Origin of the sequence: Aeromicrobium duanguangcaii, assembly GCF_024508295.1 — a bacterium.
Lineage (GTDB): Bacteria > Actinomycetota > Actinomycetes > Propionibacteriales > Nocardioidaceae > Aeromicrobium > Aeromicrobium duanguangcaii.
Genome location: NZ_CP101990.1, coordinates 1,546,574 through 1,559,598 on the forward strand (window position 1 = coordinate 1,546,574; position 13,025 = coordinate 1,559,598).

The 13,025-nt window shown below is 69.5% G+C and carries 10 protein-coding genes; 9 read left to right on the forward strand and 1 reads right to left on the reverse strand.

The features are described from left to right. Nucleotides 1-3 precede the first annotated feature (3 nt). Complete coding sequence (gene ftsY, locus NP095_RS07760) at nt 4-1,188, forward strand: signal recognition particle-docking protein FtsY (protein WP_232416480.1); 1,185 nt, start codon at nt 4-6, stop codon at nt 1,186-1,188. Here ftsY and NP095_RS07765 read toward each other — a convergent pair. Then, nucleotides 1,185-1,853: a hypothetical protein gene (locus tag NP095_RS07765; RefSeq protein WP_232416479.1), complete on the reverse strand. Its 669-nt coding sequence runs from the start codon at nt 1,851-1,853 to the stop codon at nt 1,185-1,187. The genes ftsY and NP095_RS07765 overlap by 4 nt on opposite strands. 167 nt (nt 1,854-2,020) lie before the next feature. On the opposite strand from NP095_RS07765, the gene NP095_RS07770 reads away from it, so the two are divergent. The 8 genes from NP095_RS07770 to NP095_RS07805 are packed head-to-tail and all read left to right on the forward strand — an operon-like array spanning nt 2,021 to nt 13,021. Next, complete coding sequence (locus NP095_RS07770) at nt 2,021-3,283, forward strand: ammonium transporter (RefSeq protein ID WP_232416478.1); 1,263 nt, start codon at nt 2,021-2,023, stop codon at nt 3,281-3,283. An 18-nt stretch (nt 3,284-3,301) separates the two neighbouring features. Beyond that, complete coding sequence (locus NP095_RS07775; RefSeq protein WP_232416477.1) at nt 3,302-3,640, forward strand: P-II family nitrogen regulator; 339 nt, start codon at nt 3,302-3,304, stop codon at nt 3,638-3,640. Between the two features lie 41 nt (nt 3,641-3,681). Then, nucleotides 3,682-5,886 (forward strand): [protein-PII] uridylyltransferase, encoded by a 2,205-nt coding sequence (locus NP095_RS07780; protein ID WP_232416476.1) that lies wholly within the window; start codon nt 3,682-3,684, stop codon nt 5,884-5,886. A gap of 26 nt (nt 5,887-5,912) precedes the next feature. Further along, nucleotides 5,913-7,499, forward strand: a complete 1,587-nt coding sequence (gene ffh / locus NP095_RS07785) for a signal recognition particle protein (protein WP_232416475.1) — start codon at nt 5,913-5,915, stop codon at nt 7,497-7,499. Between the two features lie 37 nt (nt 7,500-7,536). Next, entirely contained in the window at nt 7,537-8,049 is a 513-nt protein-coding gene (locus NP095_RS07790) for a gluconokinase (RefSeq protein WP_232416474.1), read from the forward strand. Next, on the forward strand, nt 8,042-9,376 hold the full coding sequence (locus tag NP095_RS07795) for a GntP family permease (RefSeq protein ID WP_232416473.1): 1,335 nt from the start codon (nt 8,042-8,044) through the stop codon (nt 9,374-9,376). Before NP095_RS07790 ends, NP095_RS07795 begins: the two co-directional genes overlap by 8 nt. A 4-nt stretch (nt 9,377-9,380) precedes the next feature. Further along, complete coding sequence (locus tag NP095_RS07800) at nt 9,381-11,114, forward strand: ABC transporter ATP-binding protein (protein ID WP_232416472.1); 1,734 nt, start codon at nt 9,381-9,383, stop codon at nt 11,112-11,114. Then, nucleotides 11,111-13,021 (forward strand): ABC transporter ATP-binding protein, encoded by a 1,911-nt coding sequence (locus tag NP095_RS07805; protein ID WP_232416471.1) that lies wholly within the window; start codon nt 11,111-11,113, stop codon nt 13,019-13,021. Before NP095_RS07800 ends, NP095_RS07805 begins: the two co-directional genes overlap by 4 nt. Nucleotides 13,022-13,025 lie beyond the last annotated feature (4 nt).

The following is a 13,025-nucleotide window of genomic DNA, read 5'->3' on the forward strand; positions in this document are numbered from 1 at the left end:
CCCGTGACCAACGAGAGCCTTGTCCTGCTTGTCGTCCTGATCGCCGCGGCCGTCGTCGTGCTCGGCGGTGGCATCGCCTATCTCGTCGCGCGCCGGCAGCGGGAGCTGCCCCCGCCGGACGTCATGGACGAGCTGACCGAGCGCGAGATCGCTCATCCGGAGCTGCGCGAGGTCGACCTCGACGAGGTCGAGGAGCTCGAGGCCGGGGTCCTCGAGGAGGAGCCGGTCGCCGAGCCCGCACTGGCCACGCCCACGATCGAGCGTCCCGAGACCCCGCAGGGCCGGCTCGCGCGGCTGCGCTCGCGGCTCTCGCGCTCGCAGTCGAGCCTGGGTCGCGGTCTGCTGACCCTGCTCGGCGGTGGCGACCTGACCGAGGACCAGTGGGAGGAGATCGAGGACACCCTGCTGGCCGCAGACGTCGGCGTCGGCCCGACCACCGAGCTGGTCACGAACCTGCGCGCCCGGCTGGCCGCGGAGGGTGCCAAGGACCCCGCCCGCGCCAAGCAGGTGCTGCGTGAGGAGTTGCTCGGGCTGGTGGGTCCGTCACTCGACCGCACGCTGCACGCCACCGGGGACGACGACAAGCCCGGTGTCGTGCTGGTGGTCGGCGTCAACGGCACCGGCAAGACCACGACCGTCGGCCGCCTCGCGCGTGTCCTGGTCGCCGAGGACCGCTCCGTGCTGCTCGGTGCCGCCGACACGTTCCGTGCCGCAGCCGCCGACCAGCTCGAGACCTGGGGCGGACGCGTCGGCGTGCCGGTCGTCCGCAGCCACGAGGGCGCCGATCCGGCCAGCGTCGGCTTCGAGACCGTGAAGCAGGGCATCTCCGACGGCGTCGACGTCGTCCTGGTCGACACGGCCGGCCGCCTGCACACCAAGTCCGGCCTGATGGACGAGCTGGGCAAGGTCAAGCGCGTCATCGAGAAGCAGGCCCCGGTCACCGAGGTGCTGCTCGTCATCGACGCCACCACGGGCCAGAACGGCCTCACGCAGGCGCGGGTGTTCGGTGAGGTCGTCGACGTCACCGGCATCGTCCTGACCAAGCTCGACGGCACCGCCAAGGGCGGCATCGTCATCGCCGTCCAGCGCGAGCTGGGCGTCCCGGTGAAGTTCGTCGGCTTGGGGGAGGGCCCCGACGATCTCGCTCCGTTCGAGCCGGAGGACTTCGTCGACGCCCTCCTCGACTAGGCCCTGTTGCTGACGCAGAGCTTCGGAAAGGGAGCCGTGACCTGGTCGGAGCGGTTGGTGCCGCGGTAGGCCACCATCTTGAACTCCGGCGAGAGGCAGACGGTCATCTTCTTCTTGTTCCCGCCGGAGACGCCCGGCGCGGACTTCACGAGATTCTTCCACTCGACCACCGAGCCGGACGCGCTCTGCTTGTAGGAGGCCGCCTTCCCGAAGTTCGACGACATGAAGGCGGTCGTGAACTCCGAGCACGTGCGGGTGGCGGAGACGCCGATGCTCAGTGCCTTGCTCGTCGAGAGCGACGCCGAGAAGGACGGCGAGGTCTTGCACGACGAGTCGTAGTGGAACTGGCGCAGCGCCAGCTTGCTGACCTTCGCCGGCTTCGTCATCTTCTTGTCCGAGTAGACCTTCACCTTCAGCACGGGGCTGTGGAGCTTCGGCTGGCCGAAGCGGAAGCTCGTCGTCTTCCCGCTGCCGGTGGTCCAGGCGCGTGCCGTGATCTTGCCGGTCAACTCCAGCTTGAACCAGCGGTCCAGGTCCTTGGCATGCCATGTGTACGGCTGCACGTAGGACCAGGAGTAGTTCGTCTCCTTCGCCTCCGCGGGACGAGACAGCAGGGTGGAGGACAGCAGGACGGTGAACAGGACGACGAAGACGCGTCTGAGCATGTGGGACCCCGATCGATGTAACTCTGAGTTTGGTCCGTGAAACGTACTGAGGTTCCCGACGGGGTCGTCGGCACGAAATGAAGAGTTAACAAAGCGCCGAGTTGTGTCACGCACACGAAACACGAAGGGGCCGCTCCGCGAAATCCGACTTCGACACAGTGACCGTCATGGATGGTTACTACGCCTGGATGCTCATGGCCACGGCCATGGTGCTCTTCATGACCGTGCCCGCGCTCGCCCTCTTCTACGGCGGCATGACCCGAGCCCGATCCGTGCTCAACATGATGATGATGTCCTACGCCGCCGTGGCGGTCGTGGGTCTCGTCTACGTGCTGTGGGGCTGGTCGATGGCGTTCGGCAGCAAGGACGTGGGCGGCTTCTTCGCCAGCCCCTTCGAGCTCTTCGGCCTCGACGGGGTCGAGGGAGGCGACTACATCTACGTCGCGTTCCAGATGACCTTCGCGATCATCACCGCCGCCCTCATCTCCGGCGCGATCGCCGACCGTGTGAAGTTCTCGGCCTGGCTGGTCTTCCTGCCGCTGTGGGTCACGTTCTCGTACTTCCCGATCGCCCACATGGTCTGGACCGACACCGGCTTCATCCACGAGCACTTCCCGGCCCAGGACTACGCCGGCGGCACCGTGGTGCACATCAACGCGGGTCTCGCGGGCGGCATCCTCGCCCTGATCATCGGCAAGCGCATCGGCTGGCCGCGTGAGCAGATGCGTCCGCACAACCTGCCGCTCACGATGATGGGCGCCGCCCTGCTGTGGTTCGGCTGGTACGGCTTCAACGTCGGCTCGATCGTCTTCCCGGACGACGCCAGCGACGCGGACAAGACCGCCCAGTTCATGACCGAGACTGGTATCACCTTCATGAACACGACCGTCGCCACCATGGCCGCGATCCTGGCCTGGCTGCTGGTCGAGAAGCTGCTGCACGGCAAGGCCACCTCGCTGGGCGCTGCCTCGGGCATCGTCGCGGGACTCGTCGCGATCACCCCGGCGGCCGGCGCCGTCAGCATCGTCGGCGCCATCGCGATCGGCGCGATCTCCGGTGCGCTGTGCGCTTGGGCGGTCGGCCTCAAGTTCAAGTGGGGCCTCGACGACTCGCTCGACGTCGTGGGCGTCCACCTCGTCGGTGGCCTCGTCGGCACCCTGTTGATCGGCTTCCTGTCCACCTCGTCGGCCCCCGGCGGCATCGACGGCCTCTTCTACGGTGGCGGCTTCGACTCGCTCATCGACCAGACGATGGCCGTCGTCATCGCGGTCGTCTGGACGGGCGTCTTCACCACGCTCATCGCGCTCGGCATCGCCAGGACGATCGGCTGGCGCGTCGAGGACGAGGACGAGGTCACGAACGGGATCGACTTCGCCGAGCACGGTGAATCCGCCTACGACATCGCCGGGTCCTCCGGCACGATCCTCTGAGAACGGGAGAATGAACGCATGAAGCTCGTCACCGCAGTGATCAAGCCGCACAAGTGGGAAGAGGTCCGCGAGGCCCTCGCCGCTTCGGGCGTCGCCGGAATGACCGTCACCGAGGCCAGCGGATATGGCCAGCAGAAGGGTCACACCGAGGTCTACCGAGGCGCGGAGTACGACGTCTCGCTCGTGCCGAAGATCCGTCTCGAGGTCGTCGTGGACGACGCCGACGTCGACGGGGTCGTCTCGACGATCGTCTCGGCCGCCCAGACGGGCAAGATCGGCGACGGCAAGGTGTGGGTCATGCCGGTGGACTCCGTCGTGCGCGTGCGCACCGGCGAGACGGACGAAGCGGCACTCTGAGCCCCGAGCTGGACCTGGCCCGTCGGGGCCGGGCCGAGGAGATGGACCGGCTGCTGCGCGACGCGTTCGCGGCAGTGGCCGGTGACATCGAGACCGGCCTGGCCCTGGCGGCCATCGGCGGTTACGGGCGCGGTCGGCTGTCGCCGCACAGTGACGTCGACGTCGTCCTCATCCACTCCGACCAGCTCGACCCCGCCGAGGTCGACGCGCGCGCTGCGCAGCTGTGGAGCCGGCTCTGGGACGCGAAGGTGCCCCTGGACCACTCGGTCCGCTCCATCAGCGAGGCCGAGCAACTGGCGTCGACGGACCACCGGGTCGCGGTGGGCGTGATCGACGCGCGCTGCGTGGCGGGGGATGCCGGCGCCGTCGTCGCCATGCGATCGACGGTGCTGGCCGGGTGGCGCCGTGAGGCCAGGCGACGGTTGGTCACGGTCCGCGAGGACCGGGACGCCCGGCTCGAGCGCTCGGGCCAGCTGGCGTACGAGGCCGTCCCCGACCTGAAGAACTCCGGTGGGGGACTGCGCGACACCGTGCTGCTCAAGGCGATCGCGGCGACCTGGCTGGTCGACGTGCCCACCCACGAGGTGTCGCAGCTGACCGATGAGCTGCTCGACGTTCGCGACCTGCTGCACGAGGTCGGTGGCCGCCGCACGGACAAGCTGCTGGCGGAGCTGGTGCCGGACATCGCCGCGCGGATGGGCCGGTCGCCGGTGGACCTGGACGTCCACGTGCGCGACGTCGGCCGCCGGATCGATCACCTGGTGGCGAGGGCGTGGCGGCGCATCGACGAGCTCGACCGCGATCCGCATCGCCCCATCGGCAGTCGCGGTCCGGTGATCGAGCGACTCGTCCCCGGTGTGGGCGTCCTCGACCGCGAGATCGTGCTGACGGCCGACGCGAAGCCCGCCGACGACCCGGAGCTGCTGTTCCGCGTGGCCACATCGGCTGCCCGGCGCAACCTGCCGATCAACCAGGCATCGCTCGACCGGCTGGCCCGTGAGGTCCGCTGGCCCGACGAGCCGATGCCGCCCTCGACCCACCGCTGGCTTCTGGAGTGGCTGACGACCGGCCGCCGCTTGGTGCCGGTCTGGCTGCAACTGGACTTCGCCGGTCTGATCGACCCGTTCTGTCCCGAGTGGGCCGGCATCCGGCTGCGCGGGTCGTCGTCGCCGATCCACCGGTTCACCGTCGACCGGCACAGCCTCGAGGCGGTCGTCAACGCCGACGAGCTCAACCGCGACGTCGAGCGACCCGACCTGCTCGCCGTCGCGTGCCTGCTGCACGACATCGGCAAGGGCGTCGAGGGCGACCACAGCGAGGTCGGCGAGCCGATGGCCGTGGCCATCGCCCGGCGCTGGGGCTTCGACGACGCGGACGCCCGGACGATCGGCTGGCTGGTCCGGCGGCACCTGCTGCTGCCGACGATCGCGACCCGTCGCGACATCGAGGACCCGGTCACGGCGGCCAACGTGGCCGAGTTCATCCCGGACGAGTCCGCGCTGGACCTGCTGGCAGCCCTGACGGCCTGCGACGCTCGCGCCACCAGCGCCTCGGCATGGAGCGACTGGCGGCGGAGCCTGGTCGAGGGTCTCGTCCGCAAGGTGCGCGACCAGTTGTGCGGTCGCGCTCCCGCCGACCGAGCGGAGTACGCCGGCTGGCCGTCGCACGTTCCGATCCCGGACGTCGTGGCGGTGGCGCCGGACGAGCTGGTCCTGACCGCCCAACCCCACCACGACGGCTCGCTCATCACGATCGTCTCGGCGGACCGCCGCGGCATGCTCGCGGACCTGGCCGGCGGGTTGACGGTCGCCGGTCTGAACATCCGCTCCTGCCGCAGCGTCACGGTCGGCACCGCGGCGGCGACGCTGTGGGAGGTGTCCCGACCCGAGATCGACACGACGGCGCTCACCGAGCGGCTGCGGCCGGTGGTCGAGGGCCGGACGGACCTGTCCCAGCGCCTCGCCTACAAGCTCGAGCGGGACGAGTACGAGCCCCGCGTGACCGTCCTGGACACGTTCGAGCAGTCCGCGACGCTGCTGCAGGTCCGCACGCTGGATCGCCGCGGTCTGGTGTGGACGGTGTGCCACACGATCGCGTCCCTGGGCCACCACATCCGCTCGGCGCACCTGTCCACCTACGGCGACGAGGCCCGTGACGTCTTCTACGTGACGGACGACGAGAACCGGGCCCTGACCGACGAGGCGGCACAGGTGTTGCGCCAGGCGGTGAGCGACGCCCTGTCCTGACGGACGCTCGGCTACTCTGGGGACCTATGTTCGATTCGCTGCAGGACCGGCTCCAGTCGGCATTCAAGGGACTCCGCGGCAAGGGCAAGCTGTCCGACGCCGACATCGACGCGGTCGCCCGCGAGATCCGCGTCGCTCTGCTCGACGCCGATGTCGCCGTGCCGGTCGTGCGCGAGTTCATCTCCAACGTCAAGGAGCGCGCCCGCGGCGCCGAGGTGAGCCAGGCGCTCAACCCGGCGCAGCAGGTCATCAAGATCGTCAACGACGAGCTCGTGCGCATCCTCGGTGGCGAGACGCGTCGCATCCGCTTCGCCAAGAACCCGCCGACCGTCATCATGCTCGCCGGCCTCCAGGGCGCGGGCAAGACGACCCTCGCGGGCAAGCTGGGCCGCTGGCTCAAGGCCCAGGGCCATTCGCCGATGCTCGTCGCGGCCGACCTCCAGCGCCCCAACGCCGTCACCCAGCTGAAGGTCGTCGGCGAGCAGGCCGGCGTGACCGTCTTCGCGCCCGAGGCCGGCAACGTCGGCGCGGTGCAGACCACCTCGGGCACCCAGAGCGTGGGCGACCCGGTCCAGGTCGCGCGCGACGCGATCACCGAGGCTAAGCGCACGCTGCACGACGTCGTCGTCATCGACACCGCCGGCCGCCTGGCGATCGACGCCGACCTGATGAAGCAGGCCCGGGACATCCGCGACGCCACGCAGCCCGACGAGGTGCTGTTCGTCATCGACGCGATGATCGGCCAGGACGCGGTCGGCACGGCCGAGGCCTTCCTCGAGGGCGTCGACTTCACCGGCGTCGTCCTGTCGAAGCTCGACGGCGACGCCCGCGGCGGCGCGGCCCTCTCGGTCCGCTCGGTCACCGGCCGCCCGATCATGTTCGCCTCCACGGGCGAGAAGCTCGACGAGTTCGACGTCTTCCACCCCGACCGCATGGCCTCGCGCATCCTCGACATGGGCGACGTCATGACGCTCATCGAGCAGGCCGAGAAGGTCATGGACGCCGAGCAGGCGGCCGCCGCGGCCGAGAAGGTCGCCGGCGGGTCGTTCACGCTGGCCGACTTCCTCCAGCAGATGGAGGCCCTGTCGAAGATGGGGTCGATGACCAAGATGCTCGGGATGCTGCCGGGCATGGGTCAGTTCAAGGACCAGCTCGCGAACTTCGACGAGAAGGACATCGACAAGATCAAGGCGATCATCCGCTCGATGACGCCCGCAGAGCGCGACAATCCCAAGATCATCGACGGCTCCCGCCGCGCCCGCATCGCCCGGGGCTCGGGCACGCAGGTCAGCGACGTCAACCAGCTCGTCACCCGCTTCTTCGAGGCGGCCAAGATGATGCAGCGCATGGCCAAGGGCGGCGGCATGCCAGGCATGCCCGGTATGGGTGGCATGCCCGGGATGCCCGGCATGGGTGCGGGCAAGCGCGCCGGCGCCAAGCAGCCGAAGCAGGCCAGCAAGAAGAAGGGCAAGCGCGTGTCGGGCAACCCCGCCAAGCGCGCCGCCGCGGCCAAGGCCGAGCCGACCAAGCCCGCCGGTGCGGGCGCGTTCGGGTTCGACGCCAACTCCGCCGACGACTTCGAGCTGCCCAAGGAATTGCGCGACCTGCTCTGACGCGACGGTCGCCGCGTGGCGGCGTAAGGTTCTGGCCATGAATCCGGTGCTGGTCGTGGTGATGGGGATCTCCGGCGTCGGAAAGTCGGCCGTCGGTCACGCCGTCGCCGACCAGGCCGGGGTCCCGTACGCCGACGGCGACGACTACCACCCACCGGCGAACATCGAGAAGATGTCGGCCGGCCACGCCCTGACCGACGAGGATCGCTGGCCCTGGCTCGAGCTCATCGGCGAGTGGCTCGCCGATCACGATGCGACCGGCGGCGTGATCAGCTGCTCGGCCCTGCGCCGGGTCTATCGCGACGTGCTGACCCAGCACGCGCCGCGCACGGTGTTCCTGCACCTCGTGGGGGACCACGCGCTGATCCAGTCGCGGATGGAGTCGCGCGACCACTTCATGCCGGTGTCCCTGCTGGAGTCCCAGGAGGCCACCCTCGAGCCGCTGGAGGCCGACGAGAACGGCGTCGTCTTCGACATCACCGAGACGCCCGAGCGGATCGCCGCGGCGTTCCTGATCTGGCTGCGCAGCCGGGAGGACCTCCATGAGTGAATCGACACAACTGCTGCTGGCGGCGCTCACCGGCATCGCCGTCATCGTCGTCCTGATCACCGCCGCGAAGCTGCACCCATTCCTGAGCCTGACGCTCGGTTCGCTCACCGTGGGCGCCGTGGCCGGGCTGCCGATGGCCGACACGGTCGAGAGTTTCAGCGCCGGTGTCGGCTCGACCGTCGCGGGCGTCGGCATGCTGATCGCCCTCGGCGCGATGTTCGGCAAGCTGCTGGCGGACTCCGGGGGAGCGGACCAGATCGTCGACACGATCATCGGCAAGTCCTCCGATCGGATGCTGCCGTGGTCGATGGCCGGCATCGGCGCGCTCATCGGCCTGCCGATGTTCTTCGAGATCGGCCTCGTGCTGCTGATGCCGGTGATCTTCCTGGTGGCCCGGCGGTCGGGCCGCTCGCTCGTCGCGCTCGGCATCCCGGCTCTCGCGGGCCTGTCTGCGATGCACGGCTTCGTCCCGCCGCACCCCGGGCCGCTGGCCGCCGTGGGTCAGCTGGACGCGGACCTGGGCCTGACGCTCGGCCTGGGCGTCATCGTGGCGATCCCCACGATCGTCGTCGCCGGCCCGCTGTTCGCGCGGCTCGCGACGACGTGGGTCGATGTCCCGCCCCCGTCCCTGTTCGACGTCGACGAGAAGGAGCGCAGCGGGGACCGTCCCTCGTTCCCGCTCACCCTGGCCACCGTCCTGCTCCCGGTCGTCCTGATGCTCGGCAAGACGCTCGCCGACATCCTGGACGCGCAGGGCGCGCTGCGGTCCACGCTGGACTTCATCGGCACGCCGCTGATCGCCCTGCTGATCTCGGTGCTGGTGGCCCTGTTCACGTTCGGCAGCGCCGGCGGGATGTCGTGGGAGAAGATCACCGACAGCATCGGCGCGTCACTCGGGCCGATCGCCGGCATCGTCTTCATCGTCGCGGCGGGCGGCGGCTTCAAGCAGACGCTGGTCGACACGGGCATCGCGGACGTGGTCGCCGAATGGGTCGAGGACTCGAACCTCTCGGTGCTGCTCGTCGCCTGGCTCGTTGCGGTGTTGATCCGGTTGGCCACGGGCTCGGCGACGGTCGCCACGGTGACCGCCGCGGGCATCATGGTGCCGCTCGCGGAGGGACTGCCGACCGCCGAGGTCTCGCTGCTCGTGCTGGCGATCGGCGCCGGCTCGGTGTTCTTCAGCCACGTCAACGACGCCGGCTTCTGGCTGGTCAAGGAGTACTTCGGCATGACGATCGGCCAGACGATCAAGACGTGGTCGCTCATGGAGACGGTGCTGTCGGTGTCCGGACTCATCTTCGTGATGTTGCTGGGCCTCGTAGTGTGACTACGTGCTGATCGCGCTCCTGCGCCACCACCTGCGCCCCTACCGGGTGCAGATCCTGGTGGTCTGCCTCTTCCAGCTGGTCCAGACGGTGGCCACGCTGTACCTGCCCGGCCTGAACGCCGACATCATCGACGAGGGCGTGGCCCAGGGCGACGTCGGCCACATCTGGCGCGTCGGCGGCCTCATGCTGGGCGTGACGGTGCTCCAGGTCGTGTGCAACGTCGTCGCCGTCTACGTCGGATCGCGGGTCGCCATGGCGGTCGGGCGGGACCTGCGACGCGAGGTCTTCGGCAAGGTGCAGTCGTTCGGCAGCCGCGAGGTGGCCTCGTTCGGCCCGCCGACGCTCATCACCCGCAACACCAACGACGTCCAGCAGGTGCAGTTGCTGTTGTTCATGGGCCTGACGATGCTGGTCGCCGCGCCGATCACCGGGATCGGCGGTCTCGTGCTGGCGCTGCGCCAGGACGTGCCGCTCTCGGGGGTCTTCCTCATCGTCCTGCCGGTGCTGGCGATCTCGCTGGGGCTCATCATCCGCCGCATGCGGCCGCTGTTCCGGCTGATGCAGGTGCGAATCGACACGCTGAACCAGATCATGCGCGAGCAGATCACCGGCGTTCGCGTCGTGCGTGCCTTCGTGCGTGAGGAGCAGGAGGCGGCACGCTTCGCCGAGGCCAACGAGCTGAACCGGCAGGTGGCCGTCGGCGCCGGCCGGCTGATGAGCACGTTCTTCCCCCTGCTGATGGGGATCATGAACCTGTCGGTCGTCCTCGTTCTGTGGTGGGGCGGCTCACGGGTCGGGGCGGGTGACCTGCAGATCGGGCAGCTGACGGCGTTCCAGCAGTACCTGATCCAGACGCTCATGGCCGTCATGATGGCGACCTTCATGTTCATGCTGTGGCCCCGCTCGGAAGTGTCCGCCGAGCGCATCACCGAGGTGCTGCGCACCGAGCCCGCGATCGACCTCGACCCCGCGGTGCCCAGCGTCGATCTGGTCGGCGGGCGGGTCGACGTCGAGGGCGCGGCGTTCGCCTACCCGGGCGCCGAGCACCCGGTCGTCGAGGACGTCTCCTTCATCGCCCGGCCGGGCGAGACCACGGCGATCGTCGGCTCGACCGGCAGTGGCAAGACCACGGTGCTGGGACTCGTCGCGCGGTTGTTCGACGTCACCGCCGGACGGGTCCTGATCGACGGCCTCGACATCCGCGACGTCCGTCCGGCCGACGTCTGGCGCGCGGTGGGACTCGTGCCGCAGAAGGCCCTGCTGTTCAGCGGCACGATCGCCGACAACCTGCGCTTCGGCCGCGCGGACGCGACGGACGGCGAGCTGTGGGAGGCGTTGCGGATCGCGCAGGCGGAGGACTTCGTGCGCGCCATGCCCGAGGGCCTGGAGTCGGTGGTCTCCCAGGGCGGGTCCAACTTCTCCGGCGGCCAGCGTCAGCGGCTCGCGATCGCCCGTGCCGTGGTCAAGCGCCCGCGCATCTACCTGTTCGACGACTCCTTCTCGGCCCTGGACTACGCCACGGACGCCGCGCTGCGCGCCGCGCTGAAGCCCGTCACAGCCGACGCGGCCGTCCTGATCGTCGCCCAGCGGATCAGCACGATCCGCCAGGCCGACCGCATCGTCGTCCTCGACGAGGGGCGGGTCGTCGGCACGGGTACCCACGACGTGCTCATGGCGGACTGCGAGGTCTATCGCGAGATCGTCCTGTCGCAGCTCTCGCCGGAGGAGGCCCGATGAGCTGGCACGGGTCGCCGCAGAAGCCGGCCAGGGCCAACAACTTCCGCGCGACGTTCGCTCGCGTGTTCCGCCGACTGCTGCTGGACCGCGCCCTGGTCGTCGGCCTGGCCGTCTTCGGCCTGATCGGCGTGACGCTGTCGGTGATCGGGCCGAAGGTGCTCGGCCACGCGACGGACATCATCTTCGACGGCTTCATCTCCAGCCGGTTCCCCGAGGGGATGACCAAGGCCGAGGCCGTCGCCTCGCTGCGTGCCGAGGGGCAGGACCAGCTGGCCGAGCTGGTCGGGGCGCTGGACCTGCGCCCGGGCGAGGGCATCGACATGGGTGAGCTGGGGACCGTCCTGGCGATCGTCGCCGCGATCTACCTCGTGGCGTCGGTGTTCATGTGGTTGCAGGGGGTCCTGGCCACCACCGTCGTCCAGCGCATGGTCGCGGACCTGCGCAACGACGTCGAGGACCAGCTGAACCACCTACCGCTGGCGCACCTCGACGGCCAGGAGCGCGGCGAGATCATGTCGCGCACCACGAACGACCTCGACAACCTGGCCCAGTCGCTGCAGCAGACGCTGAGCCAGATGATCACGAGCATCCTCATGGTGATCGGCACGCTGGCGATGATGTTCTGGATCTCGCCGTTGCTGACGATCATCGCGCTGGTGACCATCCCCGTGGCGCTGCTGATCACCGGCGCGGTGATGAAGCGCTCGCAGCCGCAGTTCGTGGCGCAGTGGACGCAGACCGGACGGCTCAACGCGATCGTCGAGGAGTCGTTCACCGGCCACGAGGTCGTCAAGGTGTTCGGTCGCCAGCAGGCCGCCGAGGAGGAGTTCGCCACCACGAACGACGCGATGTTCGGCGCCTCGTTCCGCGCCCAGTTCATCTCCGGCCTCATCCAGCCGTTGATGATGTTCGTCTCGAACCTGAACTACGTGCTGGTCGCCGTCGTGGGCGGCCTGCAGGTCGCCTCGGGGTCGCTGTCGCTGGGTTCCGTGCAGGCGTTCATCCAGTACTCGCGTCAGTTCACCCAGCCCCTGACGCAGGTCGCCGCGATGGTGAACCTGCTCCAGTCGGGGATGGCGTCGGCCGAGCGCGTCTTCGCCTTCCTCGACGAGGAGCGCGAGCGCCCGGACCGCGAGGACGCACCGACGCCCGACCCGCTACGCGGCCGCGTCGTGTTCGACCACGTGGACTTCTCCTACACCGACGAGCCGCTGATCGAGGACCTGTGCCTGGTCGCCGAGCCGGGCCAGACCGTCGCGATCGTCGGGCCCACGGGCGCGGGCAAGACGACCCTGACGAACCTCGTGCTGCGGTTCTACGACGTCGACGCCGGCCGGATCACGCTGGACGGCGTCGACATCGCCGAGATGAGCCGCCGGGACCTGCGCGACGACTTCGGGGTCGTGCTGCAGGACACGTGGCTGTTCTCGGGGACCATCCGCGAGAACATCGCCTACGGGGCGGACAACCCCACCGAGGAGCAGATCATGGCGGCCGCGAAGGCCGCCTCGGTGGACCACTTCGTGCGCACCCTGCCGGACGGCTACGACACGGTCGTCGCCGACGACGGCGGGGGAGTGAGCGCGGGCCAGCGCCAGTTGCTGACGATCGCCCGTGCCTTCCTGGCCGATCCGGCGATCCTCGTGCTGGACGAGGCGACCAGCTCGGTGGACACCCGCACCGAGGCGCTGGTGCAGGCGGCGATGAACGATCTTCGCTCCGGTCGCACCAGTTTCGTCGTCGCGCACCGGCTCTCGACCATCCGTGATGCGGACCTGATCGTGGTCATGGAACAGGGCCGAATCGTCGAGCAGGGCACCCACGACGAGCTCATCGCGGCCGCGGGCGCGTACCAGCGGTTGTACTCGGCCCAGTTCGCCTCCACGACGTTCACACCGCCCCGATAGGCTT

Excerpts from the sequence above, each read along its gene's own strand:
- NP095_RS07765 (WP_232416479.1), bottom strand. The coding sequence starts at position 1,853 with ATGCTCAGACGCGTCTTCGTCGTCCTGTTCACCGTCCTGCTGTCCTCC.
- NP095_RS07770 (WP_232416478.1), top strand. The coding sequence starts at position 2,021 with ATGGATGGTTACTACGCCTGGATGCTCATGGCCACGGCCATGGTGCTC.
- NP095_RS07775 (WP_232416477.1), top strand. The coding sequence starts at position 3,302 with ATGAAGCTCGTCACCGCAGTGATCAAGCCGCACAAGTGGGAAGAGGTC.
- NP095_RS07780 (WP_232416476.1), top strand. The coding sequence starts at position 3,682 with ATGGACCGGCTGCTGCGCGACGCGTTCGCGGCAGTGGCCGGTGACATC.
- ffh (WP_232416475.1), top strand. The coding sequence starts at position 5,913 with ATGTTCGATTCGCTGCAGGACCGGCTCCAGTCGGCATTCAAGGGACTC.
- NP095_RS07790 (WP_232416474.1), top strand. The coding sequence starts at position 7,537 with ATGAATCCGGTGCTGGTCGTGGTGATGGGGATCTCCGGCGTCGGAAAG.
- NP095_RS07795 (WP_232416473.1), top strand. The coding sequence starts at position 8,042 with ATGAGTGAATCGACACAACTGCTGCTGGCGGCGCTCACCGGCATCGCC.
- NP095_RS07805 (WP_232416471.1), top strand. The coding sequence starts at position 11,111 with ATGAGCTGGCACGGGTCGCCGCAGAAGCCGGCCAGGGCCAACAACTTC.